Annotated in this window: 23 protein-coding genes and 1 riboswitch; of the genes, 13 read left to right on the forward strand and 10 right to left on the reverse strand. The window is 41.5% G+C overall.

Going from position 1 to position 21,722, the window contains the following annotated elements:
* The first annotated feature begins 471 nt into the window (after nucleotides 1-471).
* The 5 genes from J7I93_RS16155 (at nucleotide 472) to J7I93_RS16175 (ending at nucleotide 3,683) form a co-directional block, all read left to right on the forward strand.
* Entirely contained in the window at nucleotides 472-858 is a 387-nt protein-coding gene (locus J7I93_RS16155) for a DUF302 domain-containing protein (protein ID WP_214726890.1), read from the forward strand.
* Nucleotides 859-939: 81 nt separating this feature from the next.
* Nucleotides 940-1,509 carry a sulfurtransferase TusA family protein gene (locus tag J7I93_RS16160; protein WP_214726892.1) on the forward strand — a complete coding sequence of 190 codons (570 nt, stop codon included), beginning with the start codon at nucleotides 940-942 and terminating at the stop codon, nucleotides 1,507-1,509.
* A gap of 18 nt (nucleotides 1,510-1,527) precedes the next feature.
* A complete protein-coding gene (locus J7I93_RS16165) occupies nucleotides 1,528-1,917 on the forward strand; it encodes a DsrE/DsrF/DrsH-like family protein (RefSeq protein WP_214726893.1) in 390 nt (129 codons plus the stop codon).
* A 15-nt stretch (nucleotides 1,918-1,932) separates the two neighbouring features.
* The gene (locus J7I93_RS16170) at nucleotides 1,933-3,057 is read left to right on the forward strand and encodes an MBL fold metallo-hydrolase (protein WP_214726894.1); all 1,125 of its coding nucleotides are present in this window, start codon (nucleotides 1,933-1,935) and stop codon (nucleotides 3,055-3,057) included.
* Between the two features lie 218 nt (nucleotides 3,058-3,275).
* Nucleotides 3,276-3,683, forward strand: coding sequence for an HIT family protein (locus J7I93_RS16175; protein WP_214726895.1), 408 nt, complete (start codon nucleotides 3,276-3,278; stop codon nucleotides 3,681-3,683).
* A gap of 46 nt (nucleotides 3,684-3,729) precedes the next feature.
* Here the strand turns inward: J7I93_RS16175 and J7I93_RS16180 are convergent, their stop codons facing one another.
* Nucleotides 3,730-4,755 carry an AI-2E family transporter gene (locus tag J7I93_RS16180; protein WP_214726896.1) on the reverse strand — a complete coding sequence of 342 codons (1,026 nt, stop codon included), beginning with the start codon at nucleotides 4,753-4,755 and terminating at the stop codon, nucleotides 3,730-3,732.
* A gap of 40 nt (nucleotides 4,756-4,795) precedes the next feature.
* Complete coding sequence (locus tag J7I93_RS16185) at nucleotides 4,796-5,116, reverse strand: hypothetical protein (RefSeq protein WP_214726897.1); 321 nt, start codon at nucleotides 5,114-5,116, stop codon at nucleotides 4,796-4,798.
* Between the two features lie 120 nt (nucleotides 5,117-5,236).
* Here J7I93_RS16185 and J7I93_RS16190 point away from each other — a divergent pair, with 120 nt between their 5' ends.
* Together J7I93_RS16190 and J7I93_RS16195 are read left to right on the forward strand one after the other, a co-directional pair.
* Nucleotides 5,237-6,082, forward strand: a complete 846-nt coding sequence (locus J7I93_RS16190; protein WP_214726898.1) for an SDR family oxidoreductase — start codon at nucleotides 5,237-5,239, stop codon at nucleotides 6,080-6,082.
* A gap of 239 nt (nucleotides 6,083-6,321) precedes the next feature.
* Nucleotides 6,322-7,464, forward strand: a complete 1,143-nt coding sequence (locus J7I93_RS16195) for a metallophosphoesterase (RefSeq protein ID WP_214726900.1) — start codon at nucleotides 6,322-6,324, stop codon at nucleotides 7,462-7,464.
* Nucleotides 7,465-7,497: 33 nt separating this feature from the next.
* Here the strand turns inward: J7I93_RS16195 and J7I93_RS16200 are convergent, their stop codons facing one another.
* The 6 genes from J7I93_RS16200 to pxpB all read right to left on the reverse strand — a co-directional run bounded on the left by J7I93_RS16200 (nucleotide 7,498) and on the right by pxpB (nucleotide 12,893).
* Nucleotides 7,498-7,974: a hypothetical protein gene (locus J7I93_RS16200; protein WP_214726901.1), complete on the reverse strand. Its 477-nt coding sequence runs from the start codon at nucleotides 7,972-7,974 to the stop codon at nucleotides 7,498-7,500.
* A gap of 343 nt (nucleotides 7,975-8,317) precedes the next feature.
* A complete protein-coding gene (locus tag J7I93_RS16205; protein ID WP_214726902.1) occupies nucleotides 8,318-9,109 on the reverse strand; it encodes a putative hydro-lyase in 792 nt (263 codons plus the stop codon).
* Nucleotides 9,110-9,129: 20 nt separating this feature from the next.
* Nucleotides 9,130-10,320 carry an NRAMP family divalent metal transporter gene (locus J7I93_RS16210; RefSeq protein WP_214726903.1) on the reverse strand — a complete coding sequence of 397 codons (1,191 nt, stop codon included), beginning with the start codon at nucleotides 10,318-10,320 and terminating at the stop codon, nucleotides 9,130-9,132.
* An 81-nt stretch (nucleotides 10,321-10,401) separates the two neighbouring features.
* Nucleotides 10,402-11,172, reverse strand: coding sequence for a LamB/YcsF family protein (locus J7I93_RS16215; protein WP_214726904.1), 771 nt, complete (start codon nucleotides 11,170-11,172; stop codon nucleotides 10,402-10,404).
* A 12-nt stretch (nucleotides 11,173-11,184) separates the two neighbouring features.
* Entirely contained in the window at nucleotides 11,185-12,186 is a 1,002-nt protein-coding gene (locus J7I93_RS16220) for a 5-oxoprolinase subunit C family protein (RefSeq protein ID WP_214726905.1), read from the reverse strand.
* The gene (gene pxpB / locus J7I93_RS16225) at nucleotides 12,186-12,893 is read right to left on the reverse strand and encodes a 5-oxoprolinase subunit PxpB (protein ID WP_214726906.1); all 708 of its coding nucleotides are present in this window, start codon (nucleotides 12,891-12,893) and stop codon (nucleotides 12,186-12,188) included. The genes J7I93_RS16220 and pxpB overlap by 1 nt, the downstream gene beginning before the upstream one ends.
* A 396-nt stretch (nucleotides 12,894-13,289) precedes the next feature.
* Here pxpB and J7I93_RS16230 point away from each other — a divergent pair, with 396 nt between their 5' ends.
* The gene (locus J7I93_RS16230; protein WP_214726908.1) at nucleotides 13,290-14,012 is read left to right on the forward strand and encodes a CBS domain-containing protein; all 723 of its coding nucleotides are present in this window, start codon (nucleotides 13,290-13,292) and stop codon (nucleotides 14,010-14,012) included.
* A gap of 70 nt (nucleotides 14,013-14,082) precedes the next feature.
* On the opposite strand, the gene J7I93_RS25435 is transcribed toward J7I93_RS16230, so the two are convergent.
* The gene (locus J7I93_RS25435; RefSeq protein ID WP_258309124.1) at nucleotides 14,083-14,211 is read right to left on the reverse strand and encodes a hypothetical protein; all 129 of its coding nucleotides are present in this window, start codon (nucleotides 14,209-14,211) and stop codon (nucleotides 14,083-14,085) included.
* Nucleotides 14,212-14,354: 143 nt separating this feature from the next.
* Nucleotides 14,355-14,397, forward strand: a riboswitch (PreQ1 riboswitch).
* A gap of 53 nt (nucleotides 14,398-14,450) precedes the next feature.
* On the opposite strand from J7I93_RS25435, the gene queC reads away from it, so the two are divergent.
* The 4 genes from queC (at nucleotide 14,451) to J7I93_RS16250 (ending at nucleotide 17,293) form a co-directional block, all read left to right on the forward strand.
* Nucleotides 14,451-15,110 (forward strand): 7-cyano-7-deazaguanine synthase QueC, encoded by a 660-nt coding sequence (gene queC, locus J7I93_RS16235; RefSeq protein WP_214726910.1) that lies wholly within the window; start codon nucleotides 14,451-14,453, stop codon nucleotides 15,108-15,110.
* A gap of 3 nt (nucleotides 15,111-15,113) precedes the next feature.
* Nucleotides 15,114-15,590 carry a 6-carboxytetrahydropterin synthase QueD gene (gene queD / locus J7I93_RS16240; RefSeq protein ID WP_214726911.1) on the forward strand — a complete coding sequence of 159 codons (477 nt, stop codon included), beginning with the start codon at nucleotides 15,114-15,116 and terminating at the stop codon, nucleotides 15,588-15,590.
* Complete coding sequence (queE, locus tag J7I93_RS16245) at nucleotides 15,583-16,314, forward strand: 7-carboxy-7-deazaguanine synthase QueE (protein ID WP_214726912.1); 732 nt, start codon at nucleotides 15,583-15,585, stop codon at nucleotides 16,312-16,314. Before queD ends, queE begins: the two co-directional genes overlap by 8 nt.
* 205 nt (nucleotides 16,315-16,519) lie before the next feature.
* A complete protein-coding gene (locus J7I93_RS16250; protein WP_214726913.1) occupies nucleotides 16,520-17,293 on the forward strand; it encodes a divergent polysaccharide deacetylase family protein in 774 nt (257 codons plus the stop codon).
* Between the two features lie 230 nt (nucleotides 17,294-17,523).
* On the opposite strand, the gene J7I93_RS16255 is transcribed toward J7I93_RS16250, so the two are convergent.
* Nucleotides 17,524-20,586: an efflux RND transporter permease subunit gene (locus J7I93_RS16255; RefSeq protein ID WP_214726914.1), complete on the reverse strand. Its 3,063-nt coding sequence runs from the start codon at nucleotides 20,584-20,586 to the stop codon at nucleotides 17,524-17,526.
* 128 nt (nucleotides 20,587-20,714) lie between these two features.
* On the opposite strand from J7I93_RS16255, the gene J7I93_RS16260 reads away from it, so the two are divergent.
* Complete coding sequence (locus tag J7I93_RS16260; RefSeq protein WP_214988495.1) at nucleotides 20,715-21,644, forward strand: TetR/AcrR family transcriptional regulator; 930 nt, start codon at nucleotides 20,715-20,717, stop codon at nucleotides 21,642-21,644.
* Nucleotides 21,645-21,722: the final 78 nt, after the last annotated feature.

The following is a 21,722-nucleotide window of genomic DNA, read 5'->3' on the forward strand; positions in this document are numbered from 1 at the left end:
ATAATCAAAGCCCAAGCATAATTATGGTCGTTATAAAGCCGGCATGAAGACGATAATTAAAGCCCAAGCATAAATATGGTCGTTATAAAGCCGGCATGAAGACGATAACCGAAGTCCCAGCATAAATATCGTCTTCATAAAGCTGTCATGAAGACGATAAATAATGGGCAACAAAGAAATCAGTCGACATAGCACTCTCATGGCGACCATAAATGATGAACAGCTCATAAGACGATCGTCATAGATATTTCCCCATCCGGGTTTGGCTTATGCAAGTCCATCACTCAGTCCCGGTCCAACTAACCAACATTATCTTCATAAACAAACCTTCCAATTTCCCTCCTGTAGATGTACATCGACCTATATCTTCCTTCGTAAAAAGCGAAACCAGTGTTTATATTAATAACGATGGGGTAGAGATTAATACCCTAATGGGTTAACTGACTAAATCTAATAATAAAGGTGGCTGCTATGAACTTTGCTTATACGGTAGAAACGAACAAATCGATTGAGGAAGCAATTTCGGATCTGGAAAAACAGCTGAAGGAAGAAAAGTTTGGCGTTTTATGGACGTTTGATATTAAAGAAAAGCTTGAAGAAAAAGGCTTCCAGCTGGATGAAGAGTATAAGGTTCTTGAGGTCTGTAATCCTAAGGAAGCTGAGCGCGTTCTGAAAGAAGAAAAGATGGTTGGGTATTTCCTTCCTTGTAAAATTGTTGTTTATAAAGAAGCGGGCCAGACGAAAATTGGCTTGCCAAAGCCGACTGCGCTTATCAGCATGATTGATAATCAAAATTTAAAAGAGATGGCAGCAGACATTGAGAATCGCCTGATTGGCTGTTTGGATAAATCAATCTAAGCACAGGTCCATCTGGAGTTATTCTCCTGTATTCTTTATTGTGTTTTTAAAAATACTAAAAAATAGGAAGGAGGGTTTTTTATGTCAATAACTGCTAATAAAGTGCTGGACGCGAAAGGTCTTGCGTGTCCTATGCCTATTGTAAAAACGAAGAAGATGATGAACGAGATTGAACCTGGACAAGTAATGGAAATTCAAGCGACTGATAAAGGATCCACTGCTGACTTAAAGGCATGGAGCGAGAGTACAGGAAACCAATACTTAGGAACAATTGAAGATGGGGATGTATTAAAACATTATGTAAGAAAAGCAAGCGCCTCTGAAGAATCTAATGAAACGTCGCATCCTAATATTGCCTCTTTGGACGATCTGTTAAAAAAGATCGAGGGCGACGAACAGATAAAAATTCTGGATGTGCGGGAGTCTGCAGAATATGCTTTCGGCCATATTCCAAATGCTGTCTCTATTCCACTTGGTGAACTGGAGGAGCGTTTCAGTGAATTGAATCCGGAGGAAGAATTGCATGTAATCTGCCGATCCGGATCCCGCAGCGACCTTGCAGCTAAAAAGCTTACTGAAAAAGGATTTAAGAATGTTGTTAACGTTGTCCCTGGTATGAAGGATTGGACCGGGCCGACTCAAAAATTATAAAATTGGAGGTTTTTACTAATGAAAGTAGCTATCATTGCTGCCAATGGCGGTATGTTTGATGCCTATAAAGTATTCAACATTGCTTCGGCAGCCGCTGCTACAGATGCAGAGGTTGGAATCTTCTTTACATTTGAAGGATTAAACTTAATCCATAAAGAAGGCCATAAGCAGCTGCCTATGCCTGCAGGAACGGAGCATTTTCAGGAGGGCTTTAAGCGTGCGAATGTTCCTTCCATCGAAGAGCTTGTCAGCATGGCTTCTGAAATGGGTGTAAAAATGATCGCCTGTCAAATGACCATGGACGTCATGTCTCTTGAAAAAGAACATTTTGTTGAGGGTGTGGACGTTGGCGGGGCTGCATCATTCCTTCATTTTGCAAGCGATGCAAATATCACACTAACCTTTTAAAAAAGGAGGATGAAAATGGGCGCAAAAACAATTTCGGTTAAAGAGCTTGTCAGAAAGATTCTTGACCATGAAAACGTTTTTATCATAGATGCCAGGAACACCGATGACTTTGATGACTGGAAAATTGAAGGAAAAAACGTTGAAGTGATCAATGCTCCATATTTTGAGCTTCTCGAAGGCGTGGATCCAATTAAAGACCAGCTGCCAAAGGATCAGGATCTTTTTGTTGTCTGTGCAAAAGGCGGTTCTTCCGAATTTGTCGCAGATCAGCTTGTAGAAGCCGGTTTTCCAAATGCCTTTTCTGTTGAAGGCGGAATGAAAGCTTGGAGCGAGCATTTGGAGCCTGTAAGAATAGGCGACTTGAAAAGCGGCGGCACACTTTATCAATTTGTACGCATCGGAAAAGGCTGCCTGTCTTATCTTATTGAATCAAATGGAGAAGCAGCCATTGTTGATACAAATAGGATGCTCGAACCGTATGAAGAATTTATCCAAAAGCATAATCTAAAACTGAAAGCGCTTCTGGATACCCACCTTCATGCAGACCATATTTCAGGCGGCAGAAAAATGGCTGAAAAAGAGGGGGCTGAATATTACCTACCTCCTAAAGATGCTGAGGAGGTAACCTTCTCCTATAACCCTCTGAATGACGGCGATGAAATAAAGGTAGGTAACGCTGTTATTTCTGCGCTGTATTCACCAGGTCACACAATTGGAAGTACGTCCTTTATTGTCGATGACCAATATCTTTTAACAGGTGATATCTTATTTATCGATTCGATTGGCCGTCCTGACCTTGCCGGCAAAGCCGAAGATTGGGTAGGTGATTTACGGACAACTCTTTACAAGCGCTATAAGGAACTTGCGGACGAGCTTGTCGTGCTGCCTGCCCACTATATGACCATTAAAGAAATGAATGATGATGGCAGCATTTCAGAAAAGCTTGGTGTCCTTTACGCTCAGAACCATGGTCTTAATATCGACAGTGAAGAATCCTTCCGTAAAACAGTTACAGAGAATTTGCCTCCCCAGCCGAATGCCTATCAGGAAATCAGAGAAACCAATATGGGTAAAATTGACCCGGATCTTGAAAAACAGCGGGAAATGGAAATTGGTCCAAACCGCTGTGCAGTAAGATAATAACCAGACTATTAACCAGACAAACAGCCTATCATGGCTGTTTGTTTTTTTCATTATGTATTACAATATAGGGAGTATTTGGAACATTTCGAAGGTAATTTATTGGGATGAAAAATTAACTTTAAATGAAGGTTTCAATGAAAGAAGTATGACATCAATGACCTCTAACATTAAGCTGAATACCGAACAGCCATTTTATTTAGAAAGGAAATAGTTAGATGACCTATCATGAAAACTGCCCATTTTGCCACCCTCATAGGGATCCCCATCAGCATATCATTTTTGAAAACAACACATGCTACTATCTTCAGCATGACAAGGAGCAGGATGTATTGGAGGGAAGCGGAGTCATTGTCCCGAAAGCCCACCATAAAGATGCCTTTCACTTAACGGCTGAAGAGTGGAACCATACATATGAATTATTGCAAAAAGCAAAGGAATACGTTGATAAAAGGTTCTCACCGGATGGATACACTCTCGGCTGGAATGTTGGAGAGGCGTCAAACCAAACGATCCCTCACTGCCATCTGCACATAATCCCAAGATATAATGATGAGCCACATGCTGGTAAAGGAATAAGGCATTGGCTTAAGCAGCCTGATAATAAAAGAGAAACACTGAAATAAGAACAGTAAAAACACACAGCTGCTTGAACTGTGTGTTTTTACTAAATCATGCCGCTTTAGCAGGTGTTTCCGGGGAAGTATTTTTAACTCCAAGCACATCCAGCAGAAAGACGAACACTGGAATCCCGACAATCAACCCCCAAACGCCGAAGAAATGCTCCGAAAAAATCAGGACAATAAACGTATAAAATACAGGCAAATCCGTTTTGGACGACATAAGCTTTGGATTTAAAATATACGCTTCTATCGCGTGAATGACCATAATGACCAGGAGGATATAAAAAACCTGGATAAATCCACCCAGTGAATAGGCGATCGTACTAAGCGGAATAAGAGAAATGATCACACCCGCAACAGGAATAAGACCTAGCAGAAATATAAGAATCGACAGTCCCATAAGGTGAGGGAAACCCATAACCCATAGTGACAGGGTTGTTAACGCACAATTGACAAGCGCAATGACAAACTGCGCCTCTATAACCTTTCCAAACGTTTGCACGAATTTTTTGCCGAAGTATTCGATTTCATTATAAAAGTCTGCAATTTTACTGTGTTTAAATTTCATAGTAAAATCAACAAGCTTTGGTTTTTCAAGCAGAAAGAATAAACTTAGGATCAAGGAGAGCAAAATCTGGACGGCAATATGGCTAACATCTGAAAAGTATTGCAGCAAAAATGCAAACCCTTGCTCAAGATATTTCGAAATCTCATTTGTTTCAAGCATTTGAACAATATAGGTGATTATAATATTGTCATGCTTTTGTGTATAAAAGCTTTCAACCTGGGTGAAGAGCTGGGATATTTCTGATACTATAAGGGGCAGGTATTTAGTAATCCCTATCGATAACATGCCAATAATCGCTAGATACAGGCTTACTACCGTTAACTTCCTATTAAGTTTAAATCTTGATAAAACCAGCTTCACAAGCCTGTCCATCAAGAATGAAAAAATAAAGGTAATCAGGATCAAGTTAATCATGCTTTTCTGCAAATACAGAACCAGTACAATAACCCCGAAGATGATAAAACGTTTCAATCCATTATGGTTAAAAAATGATTTCAAGTTTTCCATTCTCATTCCTCCACATTTTCTTTTTTATATAGAATATCCCTTAAACGGTGTGGAGGCAGTTGCTCTGAAACTTATGAGGAGTCATATACTTATGGATCTTAGGAACAGGAACCATACCAGCAAATTCAAGTTTGCTGTGAGCCATATCATTAAAGGTAAAAACTTTTGCGGCAAGTTTCTTAAAAGCGGCCACGGAAGCACTTTTCGATGCTGCATTTTTTAAAACTGCTGCCTCAATTACGATGGAATCGCCATTGATTTGTTCCTCAAACTCAATCCAATCGCTCAAATCCATTGTTTGCTGCATCGTTGAAGACAAACCAGATATGAGTAAAACCATGCTGATAAATATGTGCGCCAACTTGTTCATCCTCTTAAAAATTCACTTTATTTATTATTTTATAATACTTTCAATTTTAATTATATAACTAATTGCACGGTTAAAATAAAAATTTTAGCACATTGATAAAGGATGATGATTTTGGGTAAAAAATATGCTGTTATTACTGGCTGTTCTGGTGGTTTTGGTACCTTAATGGCCATAGAATTGGCTAAAAATAATTTTCATGTCATAGCCACAATGAGGAATATGGAAAAAAGCCATTTATTAATGGAAAAAGCAACTGCAGAAAGAGTGCAGGAGTTAATCTCTGTTCAAGAAATGGATGTGACTTCAGCAGAATCAATAGAGGATTTAAAAACATTCCTAAACAATCTCTCTTCAGTTGATGTCCTGATTAATAACGCGGGCTATGCTGGGGCTGGCTTTGTAGAAGAGATTCCGCTTGATGAATACAGAAGCCAATTCGAAACGAATGTTTTTGGAACCATAGCTGTTACACAAGCGGTTCTCCCGTTTATGCGTAAGCAAAGAAAAGGAACGATCATTAATATAAGTTCAATTAGCGGAAGAGCAGGATTTCCGGGCTTATCTCCATATGCTGCTTCCAAGTTTGCAATCGAAGGCTGGAGCGAATCTTTAAGACTAGAAATGAAGCCTTTTGGCGTCAATATCGCATTAATAGAACCAGGGTCGTTTAGAACAGGCATTTGGACAACAGGAAAAAAAGTAACGGAGCAATCCATGAAAAAAGACTCTCCCTATTATGCTTATATGAGAAAAATTCAAGATTACCTGGATAATGGCGAGCCTTTCTTTGAAGATCCGATCATAGTAGCAAAAAAAGCGGCCAGCATCGCCTTGGAGAAAAACCCAGGGTTAAGATACCCAGTTGGAAAAGGTGTACGAGGAAGAATTAATTTAAAAAAAATGCTGAGCTGGAAGACCTGGGAAAAAGTAATTATGAAAACCTTATATAAAAATTAAATAATAAACAGATACGAAGTAATCAGCTTTAAATAATCCTATCGACGATTAGTAACTTATTTTGCTTGGCCTCCTGTACCTCCTTTCCAAGCTTTTCCTCTATCTAACGATTAAGCTCTAAAAAGTTTCAAAATTTTCCTTTTTTTATTCTTTTTTCTGAAGTTCCCAATCCCTGATTAATTTTCTAATATCAAGAGAAAATAAAAAAACTAGTCCATAATCATCTGGGGGGAGATGGAATGAAAAAGGGAATGAAAAAAACTTTAATCATCGTACTGTCATTCATGACCCTGCTGATTGTCTGGAATCAAACACAAGCACAAGTATCCGGGCCTCCAACCATTCACTTGCGCCTAATGGAAACGACTGACCTGCATGGGAACATGATTGGATATAATTACGAAAATAAAAAAAAGACGGTAGAGTTTGGACTTTCCAGAACGGCGAACCTGATCAAACAAGCCAGGAAGGAGGTACCAAATTCGCTTCTTTTTGATAATGGAGACATATTGGAGGGCAACGCACTTGATGAATATGCCTACAGGAGCCATCCGTTGGACCTGGCCAATGTCCATCCGGTTTTTAAAGCCATGAACACTTTGCTATATGATGCGGCTACAGTCGGGAACCATGAATTTAACTATGGAATTGACTTTATGGAAGAAAGTTTAAGGGGTGCAAATTTTCCGTATCTAAATGCCAATATATATGTAGAAGATCGTAACTATTTTGAAAATGATGATCTTAATTATTTCAATCCTTATACGATTCTTGAAAAAGAGGTGACAGATACAGCAGGGGAGAAGCATAAGCTTAACATTGGCGTAATTGGCTTTATCACTCCTATTGTCGCTGAATGGAATAAGGAATATTTTCGAGGAAACCTAAAAGTGAAAAATATTAAAGAAACGGCCGAACATTTTATCCCAATCATGAAGAACAAGGGTGCAGATATCATTGTGGCTCTTGCCCACACTGGACTGCAATCAGATAAAGGATTGGATGAGAAAAAAGGCAACTCTGTCTATGCTCTAAGCAAGGTAAAAGGCATTGATGCCATTCTATTTGGTCATAGCCATTCTGTCTTTCCTGTAAGGGATGAACTGCAGAAACTGCCGGGAATTGATTTGAAAATGGGGACCATAAATGGAACGGCTGCCGTCCAGGCAGGGTATTGGGGCAATCACCTGGGACTCATTGATTTGAAAATTGTCGAAAAAGAAGGCAGCTGGAAGGTTAAGAGCAGCTTATCCTCGATTAGGCCAGTCTATCGTACATTTAATAAAAAAAGCAGACCAGCTATCCCGGCAGATCCGCTAATTGAACAAATTATGAGTAAAGACCATAAAGAGACTTTGGATTTCTTGAAGGATAAAAAATAGAACCCCGCCCATTGGAGGGAGGGGTTCTTACCTTTAAAAATCCTTCTCGGTATCGCTGGTAGATGGATCTGTAATTCTGTTTGTCGATTCCTGTATAGCGTCATACACAGCGGGATCTACATCATGGATGGATCCATCTGCAAGTGCATTAAATAAATCGTAAAGCGGCGCCTTAACTGTTTCTTTCAGCATACCAGCTTGTTTTTGACCTAAAGTCTGGCTTTGCCCTTTAAGCTCCATTAGCATAATCGCTGCATCATTTAAAGCAAAGGCACCAAGTGCTGTACCAGGCAGGTTTACATCAGGATATTTCTGGATGGCACCAAAGTGGGAGTAGCCTCTCTGCAGTGTCTGAGCAGCAAGGGCATTGACCTGCTTTCCTAATGTAAGAACATCCTCATCCACCTCATATTCGTCACCTGTGAAAGGATCGGTATAGGGGTCTGCCACAACTGCTGCAAGCTGAATTATCTTCATCAGATACGGTATTAAAGCCGCGGTGATGAACATCTACATAGACATCAGAGCGCAGATCCTGGAACACACTCGTAACAGTTACTGTTATTGGTCGCTCTATCATTTAGGAAAGCTTCGACTTCACCTTTATCCTGGTCTACCACTCTGAAATTCAGGTTCGGGTTATAGTCACGATTCTGGTCGTATCTAGGAATTCCATATACGACCTTTCCATTATTATTCTGGGCTCTTTCGCTTCCGTCACTGTTAAAATACCATGGAGCTTCTATACCTTTAGGAAGGTCAATGTTCTCCGGAGAAAAAGGAACCAACTGGAATAGGATATTTTTACCATAAAAATAAGAAAAAGGCGCCCATGAATCAGGACGCCTTCTTCTTATAAAACTGCTAAATCTTCATTTTTCAAATCTGTGATAAACATATGTCCGGGTGCATGTGTAATCATGATTTCCGGTTTTACATGCATGGCAACTGCCTGGGGGGTGACACCGCAAGCCCAAAAGACCGGAACTTCGCCATCTTTAATCGTGACAGAGTCGCCAAAATCTGGCTGATTGATATTTTTTACGCCAATGGCTTCCGGATTCCCAATATGGACTGGAGCGCCATGTACAGAAGGGAAGCGGCTTGTTACTTGCACCGCTCTGATTGCATCTTTTTCCTTCATTGGCCGCATGCTGACAACCATTGGGCCTTCAAACCGGCCTGCTTTTACACAGGCAATATCCGTTTTATACATTGGCACATTTCGGTTTTCCTGGATGTGCCTAATAGGGATATTGTTTTTAATCAATGCCTCTTCAAACGTAAAGCTGCAGCCCAGCAGAAATCCTACCATCTCTTCATTCCAATAAGAGCTTATATCTGTCAGCTCTTCAGCCAGCTCGCCGTTCCGGTAAATCCTGTATTTAGGAATATCTGTTCGAATGTCAGCATCAGGAGCAGAGAGCTGCGGAACAGGAGAACCAGGTTCGGTGACGTCAATGATGGGACAAGATTTCGGGTTTCTTTGGCAAAAGAGCAAAAACTCGAATGCCATTTCCTTTGGCAGAATGGCCAAATTCGCCTGAATATACCCATTTGCCATTCCGGATGTCGGCTTGTCCCAGCCTTGGCCGCGGATTAACTTACGTGCTTCAGCAGGACTCCAAATAGAAGGGTCGCTCATGAAGAATTCTCCTTTCAACCTTATTTAAATAACTGAGGGATACCATTTATTAATGAATAAACACCCATATAAGACATGGCTGCAACAATGATCACGCCAAAAATCGTCATCCAAAGTGGATGCTTATAGTCACCGACAATTTTGGTTTTATAGGCAGCAACCAGCATGACACCTAATGCAATCGGCAAAATTAAACCATTTAATGAACCAACTAAAACTAAAATCTTAACAGGTTTTCCAATGATGACAAAAACAAGTGTGGATATGGCAATAAAACCTACAATCAGCCATTTATGATATTTTTCCAGGACCGGGCTGAAGGTACGAATAAAGGAAACAGACGTATAAGCTGCACCAACTACAGATGTTACAGCGGCAGCCCACATCACAACCCCGAAAATTTTATAGCCGATATTGCCTGCTGCCAATTGGAATACAGAAGCAGGAGGGTTGGATGGATCGAGCGCCAGTCCTTGGGACACAACCCCCAATGCAGCTAGGAAGAGGAATATACGCATGACAGACGCAATCCCAATCGCGCTGATGGAGCTTTTTGTAACTTCAGGAAGAGCTTCTTTTCCTTTAACCCCGGCATCAATCAAGCGATGCCCGCCAGCGAAGGTGATATATCCGCCAACTGTTCCCCCAACTAAAGTTATAATGGCAAGAATATCAATTTTATCCGGTGCGAATGTTTTAACAACAGCTTCTCCAACTGGAGGCTGTGCCGTGAACATGACATAAATGGTGAGGCCAATCATTACAAAACCCAAAATCTGAGTAAAGCGGTCCATCAGCCTTCCAGCTTCTTTTACAATAAAGATCCCTATTGCCAGGATGCCGCTTAGCAAAGCACCCATTTCAGGGGAGATGCCAAAAATAACATTGGTACCCAGGCCGGCTCCCGCGATGTTCCCAATATTAAAAGCAAGGCCGCCCATAACAATAAGGGCAGCGAGAAAATAACCAAGCCCGGGGAGGAGATCGTTCGCAATATCCTGGGCTCTTTTTTCGGAAACAGCAATAATTCTCCAAATATTCATTTGCGCACCGATATCAATAATGATGGATATTAAAATAACAAAGCCAAAACTGGCTAAAAGTGTTTCAGTAAATACAGTTGTTTGTGTCAGGAACCCCGGTCCAATGGCCGATGTAGCCATTAGGAACGCGGCACCCAGCAATAAGCTCGCATTTGATTGCTTTTTCATTCATTTTCCCCCTGTTTTTTTTGTTTCTGTTTACTTTTTCCCATTTTTCGTTTACGAAATCCCATTTTGCAGCGATAGCATTTATTTCAAAAAATCACCAATTTTAGCTACCTTAATCCCAGCATCCTTCAAAGCAGTCGGAATATATTTGGCAAATTCTAGTGCGCTTTCACCATCGCCGTGAATGCATATCGTGTTTGCTTCTATAGTAACTTCCGTGCCTTGAATAGAAGTGACTTTCCCTTCCTTTACCATCCGGATTACCTGATTAACTGCAGCTGTATGGTCTGTAATGAGGGCATTGCTTTCTCTTCTGGAGGTAAGCGAGCCATCTTCCTGGTAAGTACGGTCTGAGAACACTTCATGGGCAGAGCGGAGACCGATTTTTTTCCCGGCCTTCACAAGCTCACTGCCAGCAAGACCAAATAAAATTAATTCAGGATCCACTTTATAAACTGCCTCGGCAATTGCCTCGGAAAGAGGAGCACTTTTAGAAGCCATATTGAATAGGGCTCCATGTGGCTTAACATGCTGAAGCTTGCCGCCTTCGGATTTGACAAAACCATATAATGCCCCGATTTGGTAGACTGCCAGGTCATAGGCTTCCTGGGGTGTAATGCTGATGTCGCGCCGTCCGAATCCAGGAAGATCCTGCAAGCCAGGGTGTACGCCGATTCCGACGTTTCTATCCAATGCCATCCTTACCGTTTTGCGCATAGTGGCAGGGTCGCCTGCATGAAAGCCGCACGCAATATTGGCAGAAGTAATATAGTCCAGGATTTCCTCATCCCGTCCCATTTTATACGCTCCAAAACTTTCACCCATATCACAATTAATATCAACCATATGCATCTCATTTTCCTCCTATCTGGTTTTTAAATAGATTCCTTGCTTCAATTCTTTTAATTTCCTTTCCCTCTCGAGGTATAAGTGCTGAGCCTTTTCATGTGATATTTCCACAAATCTCAGCTTATCACCGGGCTTGGCCTGTGCAAGCAAAGGGAGGTCGGTAAAAGCGACTTGGCCGATTTTTGGATAGCCACCGGTTGTTTGTCTGTCCGCAAGTAATACAATCGGATTTCCATCAGGCGGAACTTGTATTGAACCGAAATTGACAGCCTCGGAAATCATTTCCGCTGGTTCAGATAATGAAAGGGCAGGGCCCTTCAGTCTGTAACCCATTCGATCTGACTGTGCTGTTACTTCAAATTCAGCACCGATCAGTTTTTTCTGGCTCTCCTTTGAAAAAAGCTCAAATTGGCGTCCCTTTGTGAAGCGGATGCACGGATTGGATTCAGAATTCGGAATGAGCTCCGCTGTGATGGACCAATCACTTTCTAAAAAGGGTTGGTTTTGTAAATGTCGTGCTAAATATTCCGTCATTTTATCTGATTGGTCTGATGGCGTCCCCCAAACAAGCTCGTCACCAGCTTTTAAAGATCTTCCTTCATAACCGCCAATGCCAGCACGCAAATAAGTGGCCTTGCTTTTCATTACTTCAGGTACAGAGAAGCCGCCGGCAACAGCCAAATAGGCACGGCAGCCGCTCTGTGTGTAGCCGAATTTAAGTTCGCTGCCTTTTTTCACAAAAATAGATCTCCAGGATCGAACAGGCACGTTATTTATAACTGGAGATAGATCCCCGCCGCAAATAGAGATAAGGGCATCTTCTCCAAAAATGATTGTGGGCCCCAGCATGGTTATCTCCAGAGTAGGTTCATTTTCAGCATTACCTGTCAGCAAATTAGCCATTCGGTGTGCAAATGGGTCCATCGCTCCGCTTGCAATTACGCCAAATTTTTGGAACCCGGTTCTCCCCAAATCCTGTATGCTTGAAAGGAGACCCGGTTTTTTTATTTTAAGCATTACTCTGTCTCCTTCCAATTCTCGTATTCTTTCAGGCTAATCGGGAAAAATTTGATTTTATCCCCTGCTTTTAACAAGGTAGGGGAATCATCATGCGGGCGGAACAATTTGACAGGAGTTCGCCCAATCAGCTGCCAGCCGCCAGGTGTTTCGATCGGGTAGATCCCAGTCTGCATGCCTGCAATCCCAACCGTCCTTTCCGGAATTTTTAAACGGGGAGATTCCCTGCGGGGAGCAGCGATTTTCTCGGACATGCCTCCAATAAAAGGAAAGCCTGGAGCAAACCCAATCATATAAACCAGATAGTCGCCAGAAGAATGAATAGTAATGACTTCCTCCGGTGTAATTCCATTATGGTCTGCAACATACTCCAGATCCGGACCGAATTCACCGCCATAGCAAACAGGAATTTCAACAACCCTTGCTTCTTCAGCTTTGCTTGCTTCTAAACCCTCCATCAGCGGTTGAATCAGTGAACAAACGTGGTCATATGGAAGCTTGTCATTTGAAAGCTGATAAATCTCTAGCGGATCATAAAAAATGCTAACAGTCGTAAAAGCAGGGATGTACTCAGTCATCCAATCCGGCGGCTGATTTTCAAGGACTGCTGTTAAGGCCTGAACCTTTTCGTGCGCTTCCTGGCTAATTTCGTTCGCAAGTTCAATGAGGACGGCATTCTCTCCAAGAGGGTGTATAGTGTATTCCATTTTTTCACCTACTTCCTTTAAAATACTATTCAGTAATAGTAATTAGCTTTCGATGTTTGGTTAAAATAGAAACTTATTGATTCTCTAATATAAATGTTTACCGGTACTAATACCGGGATTATAAAGGTAGTTTATAACCAATGGTTTCCATCTACTCAACAACTTACGCTAACTAAATATATTATTCAATAATAGACTGAAAATTCTTTTTGTGCAAATTGTTCGGTTATATGTCCTTCTAAACTAGGAAACTAGAAACTTTGTAGCGATGCTTAATGAAATCCTCTTAGAAGAGAAGCAGAATAACGAAAAATGAACCTCCATTTTCTTCATAGTTTACGAAACCTGCAAATATGGGAATACAGAAGAGACATTATGATTTAGGGAGAGATATTTGTGGGTGCAAAAACAGAAATTAAACTGTCGGAAAGATTTGAGGCAGCTTTTAACCGAATTCATAAAGCCTTAAAACAATCTGCCAAAAAAGCTAGGACAGATAAATTTTATAAATTGATTGAGATCCAAAAAAATCACTCGCTGATTCGTTTATATGAAGATGATTTATATCAATTTGCAAAACTTCGAAATGCGATCGTGCATGAAAAAATTGATCTCGATTATTATATTGCCGAGCCTCATTTGGAGACAGTTGAGAGGATCGAGAGGATTGCTGAAGATTTTGAGAAACCGAAGACAGCACTGTCGATCGCCGCGACACCTGTTTTTTACTTTTACGAAGATGGCAAGCTTTCAGATGTCTTGGCCATTATCAATAAGTTTTCACATTCCCAGTTTCCCATTTATAGTAGAAAGGAAGAATACTCGTGGCTGCTGACTTCAGCAGATATTGTAAAATGGATGGCCGAGCATTTTACAGAAGATTCGATTCAGTTGAAAAAAGTGCAAATAAAAGAGCTATTTAATAAAAAATCAAAGCATCAAATAACGTTTGTCAGCAAAGATACGTCCATTTTTGATTTAGAGGACTTATTTGAAGAGTATAGATGTAAAAATGAAAAACTGGAAGGCATTATTGTTACTGAAAAGGGTAAGCCGACAGAAAAGCCAAAAGGAATCATAACTGCCTGGGACCTTCTTGAAGCGGATAGCGAGAATTAATTATGAAAAAAGGTGCAAACCGATTGGTTGGCACCTTTTTTCAGTCCCCTTATGGACGTTTACAGGAATCCTATTGCATCAGGCCAAAGCGGATTAATGTGGGCCTATCCTGCACTTGCATCCCCGCTGACCTCCGAGCAAAGATTCCTTTCTTTGCAATGCCAAACGAATACCGTGAAGTCGCTGTAAACCTGATCATGGCTTCAGTCCCTCCTTTTGGTTATGGCCTTGCATTAATACTATTTCCACGATTTTGAAAAATAAAACATCTTTAAATACCTCTGTAAAAATGCCATAAATATGCTAAGATAAGGTGATAGCTAAATAGAAATCCGTATGATTACGGTAGAGGTTCTAGCTACCCTCTTTAAAAAACTAAGGAAAACAGGTCTGCTTTCTTTAGTAGTCCTGTTTTTCTATTAAAAGGAGAATTTTCTTATGAAAAATGATAAAGCGCTCGTAGTGTTCAGCGGCGGGCAGGATAGCACCACATGCTTATTTTGGGCAAAAGAATATTTCGCAGAAGTGGAAGCAGTCACTTTTAATTATAATCAGCGGCATAAGCTAGAAATTGAATGCGCACAGCAAATCGCAAAAGAATTGGGCGTTACCCATCATATACTAGATATGTCATTACTAAACCAATTGGCGCCAAACGCATTAACACGTAATGATATCGAAGTGAAGGATGGGGAAGAGGGGGAACTTCCATCCACGTTCGTACCAGGCAGGAACTTGTTATTCCTATCTTTTGCTGGCGTGCTTGCCAGTCAAATCAATGCCAAGCATATCATAACTGGTGTATGCGAAACAGATTTCAGCGGATACCCGGATTGCAGGGATGTTTTTATAAAATCACTGAATGTAACACTTAATCTTTCAATGGACCAGCAGTTTGTCATTCACACGCCATTAATGTGGCTGAATAAAGCGGAAACATGGAAGCTGGCAGATAAACTGAATGCGCTTGACTATGTACGTGAAAAAACGCTCACCTGCTACAACGGAATTCCTTCTGATGGCTGCGGGGAGTGTCCGGCATGTCATTTAAGGCAAAAAGGGCTTGAAGAATACCTCAAAGAGAAGGGGGAGCTATAAGCCATGTACGGATTCAGGATTGTTGATAAGCTTCAGAAGATTGACAAGGATATTAAGCGCGATCAGCTAAAATATCATCAAAAACGTGTTCTTGTCAGCAAGGAATTCACCTTTGATTCCGCCCATCATTTGCATTGCTATGAAGGCAAATGCAAAAATTTGCATGGCCACACATACAAAGTCATTTTTGGCATCAGCGGATTTGTTGATGACAGAGGGCTGATGATTGACTTTGGTGATATTAAAGAAATCTGGAAAAATGATATTGAAGTTTTCCTTGACCATAAGTATTTGAATGAAACACTACCGCCTATGAATACGACAGCAGAGAACATGGTTGTCTGGATTTATGAAAAAATGGCGGAATCCCTTCAAAACCGGAAGGATCAATATATTGGGGCACGCGTGGAATTTGTACGCCTTTACGAAACTCCTACCAGCTATGCAGAAGCGAGAAGGGAGTGGATGGAGGTTGAGTAAAATCCCTGTTCTTGAAATTTTTGGGCCGACCATCCAGGGTGAAGGAATGGTTATCGGCCAGAAAACAATGTTTGTCCGCACAGCAGGCTGTGATTATTCCTGCAGCTGGTGCGATTCTGCATTCACCTGGGATGGAAGCGCTAAAGACAGCATCCGTCAAATGGAACCCGATGAGATTTGGAAGGAACTGAAGGAACTTGGCGGCGACGGTTTTTCCTTCGTGACCATCTCTGGAGGAAATCCGGCTCTTTTGAAAAACCTCGATGAATTTATTTCATTACTGAAAGCAGAAAGGATCAAGATCTGCCTAGAAACCCAGGGAAGCCGCTGGCAGGACTGGTTTTACGAAATTGATGAACTGACCATTTCACCTAAGCCGCCAAGCTCAGGAATGAAAACAGATTTCGAAATGCTTGATTTGATCCTCGAAAAACTGCAAAGAAAAGGCGATAGAGATAAACATGTCTCCTTAAAGATTGTAATCTTTAATGATGCTGACTATGAGTATGCAAAAATGGTCTATCAGCGCTACCCGGGTATTCCGTTTTATTTGCAGGTGGGGAATGATGATACGGCTACTGCTGATGACCGGGATCTGATCCAAAGACTGCTTGGCAAATATAATTGGCTCATCGAGAAAACGATGGCTGACCATGATTTGAAAGATGTAAAAGTCCTGCCGCAGCTCCACACATATATTTGGGGCAATAAGCGGGGAGTATAGCCTTTTTCATATACCCGTTACATGCATTATGGGCGGGTTTCTTTTTTTTGAGAGCTTTTATGAAAAAAATACTTCCCATTTGTGCTTTTTCTTGAAGTTACAATGCATGATAATAATTAGCCTGCCAGGCCTTGTGTCCGGCAGTTTTTTTAGTTAGAAAGATTTTTTCAATCCCAGGGAATGCTAGCAAAAAGGAGTGTGGAAAATGAAAATATTCATTAGCTTTCTGTTACTGATTTTTTCATTAAGTAGTACGGAAGGTTACGCCGCTGCAGCTTCGCCAAAACCCGAGCTGGCCATTGTCATTGATGACCTGGGGAACAATATGAAGGGTACAGCTGAAATGATGGAACTTCCGGTCACTTTGACGGTTGCCATCATGCCTTTCATGCCAACGACAAAAGAGGATGCCGAATTGGCTAATAAAAACGGTCATGAGGTAATTGTTCATATGCCAATGGAGCCTAAAAAGGGAAAGAGGAGCTGGCTTGGACCGGGAGCCATTACAACTGACCTGAGCAATGAGGAAATCCGTAAAAGGGTTGAGGATGCCATCAAGGAAGTGCCACATGCAGTTGGGATGAATCATCATATGGGGTCAAAGGCGACTGAAAATGAGAGGGTCATGAGAATTGTTATGGAAGTTTGTAAGAAACATGGCCTTTTTTACTTGGACAGCAAAACAACCGGCAAAAGCGTGGCAGGCAAGCTGGCAAATGAAATTGGTGTTCCTTATGTAGAGAACCATATTTTTTTCGACGATATTTACACCACCGCACACATCACTAAACAAGCGGATCGGCTGGCAGAAAAACTTGTAAAAAGCGAACGAATTATCGCAATAGGGCATGTTGGCGTCACAGGACCTAAAATGGTATCCGTTTTGAAGGAATACATCCCTGTCTATAGGCAAAAAGCCAATATTGTCCCGCTGTCAGAGCTAATCCCCGGCTACGAACTAATTGACGATGGACCATAAAAATAAAGCTGCAAACCCGAAGAGGTTTGCAGCCTTTATGGTGTGTAATGAAACTGGTCTAGTGGTGGTATAGGTACCTGGTACTGAAAGGGGCCGCCCACATTCCGGTCTGGTTAGTCCCGCAACGAAGCGAAGTTAGAAGAGGTGGGCGGCCGTGAATATAGTATATGCAATCAGCGTAAAAGGATGCAAGAAACCTTCCAGCATTTTGGCAGGAAGGTTTCTGCATCTTACTGGTCTAGTGTGGTATAGGTACCTGGTACCTTTTTGAATGCCAGATACATCATCGGCACGATGATCAGGGTTAGGATTACCGAGAACAGGATGCCAGAGATGATCGTGATGGCGAGGGGCGTAAATAAGGCATCGCCGCTTACTGCTACTGGGATCAGCGCTACAATGGAAGTGAGTGCTGTTAGCAGGATGGGGCGGATTCTTGTACGGCCTGCTTCTACAACTGCTTCTTTTTTAGGCATTCCATTTCTTAGTCCCTGTTCCATAAATTCAATCAGCACGACAGAGTTTCTAACTACAATTCCGGTCAATGAAACCATACCCATAACGGCAAGGAAGCTGATTGGCGTTTGTGTGACAAACAGCCCAAGGATTGCACCTGCAATCGCCAGATAAACAGCAATCAGGACCAGGAATGGAAGTCCCAATGAGTTAAACTGAAAGGCAATCAACAAGTATACCAGAAAGATGACAATGATAAATAAAACGGTAATCTCAGCAAAGAAATCATTTTGCGCCTGATTTTCTCCGCCTACTGAAATACTATAATTATTATCATTCAGATTTTCTCGTTCATCTTCAACGACATTTTGCACATTTTCCTTGAAATTCTCCTCGTCCTTTGGGAAAGCTCTAATCGTAATAGCACGATCTCCATTTAGATGAGGAATTCGCTGAATTTCTTCCGTTTTTTCTTCATCTACAAGAGTGTCAATGGCCACGAGGGCTGGAGGACCACCCTGGGCACTGCCAGCCGCAATTTCAAGTTCGGAAAGATCAAGCGCTTCATCTTTTTCACCCAGAAGGATATTCATATCCATTTTGGTAATTCCATTGTCAAAAGGCTTAAGAGGAATCCCTTCCGTTGCAAGACGAATTTGCTCGCTTATCTGGTTAACCGTGATTCCATACTCCTCTAAAAGCTCCCGATTTGGAACATACTTTAAGGTAGGCTCAGGATTGCCAATATTATCGACTACAAAGTCGGCTCCTGCTTTATTCATATCTTCAGTCAGGCTATCCCTCAGTTCCAAAAGCTTCCCGATTTCCGGTCCTTTAATCGTTACCGTTACAGGAGCGCCAGCAGGAGGCCCCTGCTGGATGGTTTCCATAAAAATCTCAGCACCCGGATATTTATCCCGAAGCACTGAAGACCAGTCATCGATCAATCCCTGCGCTGTCTGGCTTTCCCGATCTACCCGGGCTACTATTTGACCGGTATTAGGACCCGTTACCTGAAGTGAGCTATTAAACAAATTTGGCAGCCCGGTTCCAGCAAATATGCTCGTTTCCGTTACACCCTTATCACTTAATAGCATGGCTTCAATATTTTCAAGCTCATTTGCTGTTTCCTCAAGAGTTGTTCCGATCGGCAGGGAAACATCAATCGTTACTTCTTCGCGGTCAGCTGCAGGGAAAAATTCAAACGGTGTTAATACAACCAATCCCAAAATAACTGTAGTAAAGATTAATCCAAGGATAGAAACCAGTTTTGGTTTTTTTGAAAAAGGCTTTAAAATTTTATCAGCATAGAAATCAGCTGTTTTATTCAATGGTTTGCCCAATAAACCTGGTGCATCTGAAACCTTTTTGCTCGTTTTTCGATAGAGCATAAAACGCAGCATCGGCACAAAAATCAGCGCCACAAGTGTCGATGCCAGAATTGTCGTAATCAGGACCGTTGGCAGTGCACGGATAAATGCTCCATTGCCCCCGGATAAAAAGACGAGCGGAAGAAATGTAAAAACGATCGCCAGTGAAGAGGTGACAATAGAGATCCATATTTCTTTTGTCCCATTTACAGCGCCAGCCAGGGCGTTATCACCCAGCTTGTAGCGCCGTTGTATATTATCATTGACTACAATCGAGTCATCAACCAGTATACCTAATGCGATGATGGCACCAATGACTGATATTTGGTTTAAATCCACCTCCGCAAACGGAAGGGGAATCAGCCCCATTAAGATAGAGATTGGAATGGCCAGCGCCACGACAAAAGCGCCAGATACCGTTAAACCAAGCGCAGTTGTTAAAATAACCGCAATGACTGAAATGGCGAGAGAAAGGAACAATCCATCAAATATATCTGTCACCAAATTAGCCTGAGAGTAATAATTCTCTAGTGTTACATTCTCAGGCAGCCCTGTGCTGAGCTCCTTCACTTTTTCACTTACTCTTTCATCAACAGACGGGATATCCTGGCCTTCTTCCACAAAAGCGGTAAACGAAATAGAAGGCTTTCCGTCTAGACTAACAATATCTTCTTTCTCCTGTTGAACAATTTCAGCCTTTCCCACATCTCCCAACAGGACTGTTTCGCCTTGAGGAGTCTTTCCGACAAATATATCCTCAATTTTCTCTACAGAAGTAAAGTGATCAACAGTCAATTGCACAACTTCTTGATTTATTTCCTGTTTCCCAATAGGAGTAGGGTAATATTCCTCATTAATTGCCTCGATCACATCCGGAAGGATAACACCCTTTCCTTTTAATAGCTCAGGATCGAGCCGGATCGCTATTTCTTCTTCAGGGAGACCCTTCATTGTTACTCCAGCTACACCTCTTAAGGATTCAACTTCCTCTTTCCAGCGAGTTAATTCTTTTTTTAATGGAAGAAGATTTTCCATATCATTACTTGTGAGATGATAAGAAACGATGGGCATTTTAATCGTTGACTCATTAATTTCAGGTTCAAATGCTTCCTCAGGAAATCCGGCAGCTGTATTTGATACTGCCTGACGGATATTGCTGAAAACTTCTTTTTTGTCTTCTCCGTCAGATACGGTTACGATTATAGCTGAGAAGCCAGCGGCCGAAGAAGAACTGATTTCTTCAATTCCTTCAATAGGCAGCAATTTTGTTTCCAAGGGGTTTGTTATATTTCGTTCCACACTATCTACTGTAGCACCGGGATAGACAGTATTTACTGTGCCGATATTGACAGTGGTTTCAGGAATTTCCCTTTGCGGAAGCTGAAAGAACGTAAACACGCCAATAATAACAAATAATAAAAACAAAATGAGAAAAATTTTGGACCGCTTTAGTATCCATCCTAGCATTTATGTTCCTCCTCCTGGTATTGACTCACGGGTCAATTGATGAATAAAATAGTTTTAAACCTTTACATAACAAGGAAATGTAATTGACTCAATAGTCATTTTGCATGTTTTTGCAGATGGAGTCAAGAATGAGTGTGCTGGGTTTAGATACAAAACCAATTTATGTCCGAGGTGCTGATATGAATAAAAGAGAAGTCATTTTAGAAACGGCAGTTGAGCTTTTTGCCGAGAAAGGATACAGCCATACATCCATGCAGGAAATTGCCGAAGGAGTGGGAATTTCCAAGGGCTCATTGTATTCCTTTTTTACGTCAAAAGAAGATCTAATCATTTCGATCTATGAACATTATCAGCAGCTTGTGTTCGAGCGAGTTTTCATTATTGGTCTTGACGCGGATCTTCCGCCGAGGGAAAAGCTTGAGAAGCAATTTGAGGTTCAGTTTGAGGGAATTCTGCATTATAAAGCTTATATGAAAATGCATATGCGCGGTGAAACAGGGACGAGTAACAAAAAAATTTCCGCCATGGAACACAGGATGAGAGGCCGCTTATTTTCATGGCTGCAGAATAGCTTACTAGAGCTTTACGGAGATAAAATAACTGCTTATAAATGGGATCTGCTGTTCATGACGCAATCCATCTATCGCACCTATATGATGCTCTTGGTGACAGGGCAGGCAGAAGCAGAACCTGCTGCTATTGGCAAACACATCGTAAGGCAGCAGGATGTAATGGCAAATGACTTTCTAAATGGGAATAGCCAACCCATCCTTAATGAAGAAATGATGCAGAACTTTGTCGTCGAAATGGATAGGGAGGGAGCATTCGTTTCTTTTGAAAAAAGGGAGCAGGCCTGGAAAACACTTTACAACAAACTAAACAAACTGGATTCTTCTCAATCTTTCGACTTAAAAGAAATTGCCAACCGCATCTCTGATGAAACAAAGAAATCCCGTCCTGAAAAAGTAGTACTAAAAGGGCTTTTCGCTTTACTAAAAGAAAACGAGGAAGTTGCAGACGAAGCAAAAGCCCTGGAAGACGTGATTCTCTCTGTATAAATTAGATCTTTATATGTGAAAAATAACATTGTCATCCATTCTTTTTCGGATTGCGGCAATGTTTATTTTTTATCCTGT

The sequence above is a fragment of the Bacillus sp. ISL-47 genome (genome assembly GCF_018613175.1).
Lineage (GTDB): Bacteria > Bacillota > Bacilli > Bacillales > Cytobacillaceae > Cytobacillus.

Excerpts from the sequence above, each read along its gene's own strand:
- J7I93_RS16220 (WP_214726905.1), bottom strand. The coding sequence starts at position 12,186 with ATGCTTAAAATAAAAAAACCGGGTCTCCTTTCAAGCATACAGGATTTG.
- J7I93_RS16200 (WP_214726901.1), bottom strand. The coding sequence starts at position 7,974 with ATGTTCATCACCGCGGCTTTAATACCGTATCTGATGAAGATAATTCAG.
- J7I93_RS16215 (WP_214726904.1), bottom strand. The coding sequence starts at position 11,172 with ATGCATATGGTTGATATTAATTGTGATATGGGTGAAAGTTTTGGAGCG.
- queC (WP_214726910.1), top strand. The coding sequence starts at position 14,451 with ATGAAAAATGATAAAGCGCTCGTAGTGTTCAGCGGCGGGCAGGATAGC.
- J7I93_RS16155 (WP_214726890.1), top strand. The coding sequence starts at position 472 with ATGAACTTTGCTTATACGGTAGAAACGAACAAATCGATTGAGGAAGCA.
- queD (WP_214726911.1), top strand. The coding sequence starts at position 15,114 with ATGTACGGATTCAGGATTGTTGATAAGCTTCAGAAGATTGACAAGGAT.
- J7I93_RS16205 (WP_214726902.1), bottom strand. The coding sequence starts at position 9,109 with ATGAGCGACCCTTCTATTTGGAGTCCTGCTGAAGCACGTAAGTTAATC.
- J7I93_RS16165 (WP_214726893.1), top strand. The coding sequence starts at position 1,528 with ATGAAAGTAGCTATCATTGCTGCCAATGGCGGTATGTTTGATGCCTAT.
- J7I93_RS16170 (WP_214726894.1), top strand. The coding sequence starts at position 1,933 with ATGGGCGCAAAAACAATTTCGGTTAAAGAGCTTGTCAGAAAGATTCTT.
- J7I93_RS16180 (WP_214726896.1), bottom strand. The coding sequence starts at position 4,755 with ATGGAAAACTTGAAATCATTTTTTAACCATAATGGATTGAAACGTTTT.
- J7I93_RS16260 (WP_214988495.1), top strand. The coding sequence starts at position 20,715 with ATGAGTGTGCTGGGTTTAGATACAAAACCAATTTATGTCCGAGGTGCT.
- J7I93_RS16210 (WP_214726903.1), bottom strand. The coding sequence starts at position 10,320 with ATGAAAAAGCAATCAAATGCGAGCTTATTGCTGGGTGCCGCGTTCCTA.
- pxpB (WP_214726906.1), bottom strand. The coding sequence starts at position 12,893 with ATGGAATACACTATACACCCTCTTGGAGAGAATGCCGTCCTCATTGAA.
- J7I93_RS16175 (WP_214726895.1), top strand. The coding sequence starts at position 3,276 with ATGACCTATCATGAAAACTGCCCATTTTGCCACCCTCATAGGGATCCC.
- J7I93_RS16195 (WP_214726900.1), top strand. The coding sequence starts at position 6,322 with ATGAAAAAGGGAATGAAAAAAACTTTAATCATCGTACTGTCATTCATG.
- J7I93_RS16250 (WP_214726913.1), top strand. The coding sequence starts at position 16,520 with ATGAAAATATTCATTAGCTTTCTGTTACTGATTTTTTCATTAAGTAGT.
- J7I93_RS16255 (WP_214726914.1), bottom strand. The coding sequence starts at position 20,586 with ATGCTAGGATGGATACTAAAGCGGTCCAAAATTTTTCTCATTTTGTTT.
- J7I93_RS16160 (WP_214726892.1), top strand. The coding sequence starts at position 940 with ATGTCAATAACTGCTAATAAAGTGCTGGACGCGAAAGGTCTTGCGTGT.
- J7I93_RS25435 (WP_258309124.1), bottom strand. The coding sequence starts at position 14,211 with ATGATCAGGTTTACAGCGACTTCACGGTATTCGTTTGGCATTGCAAAG.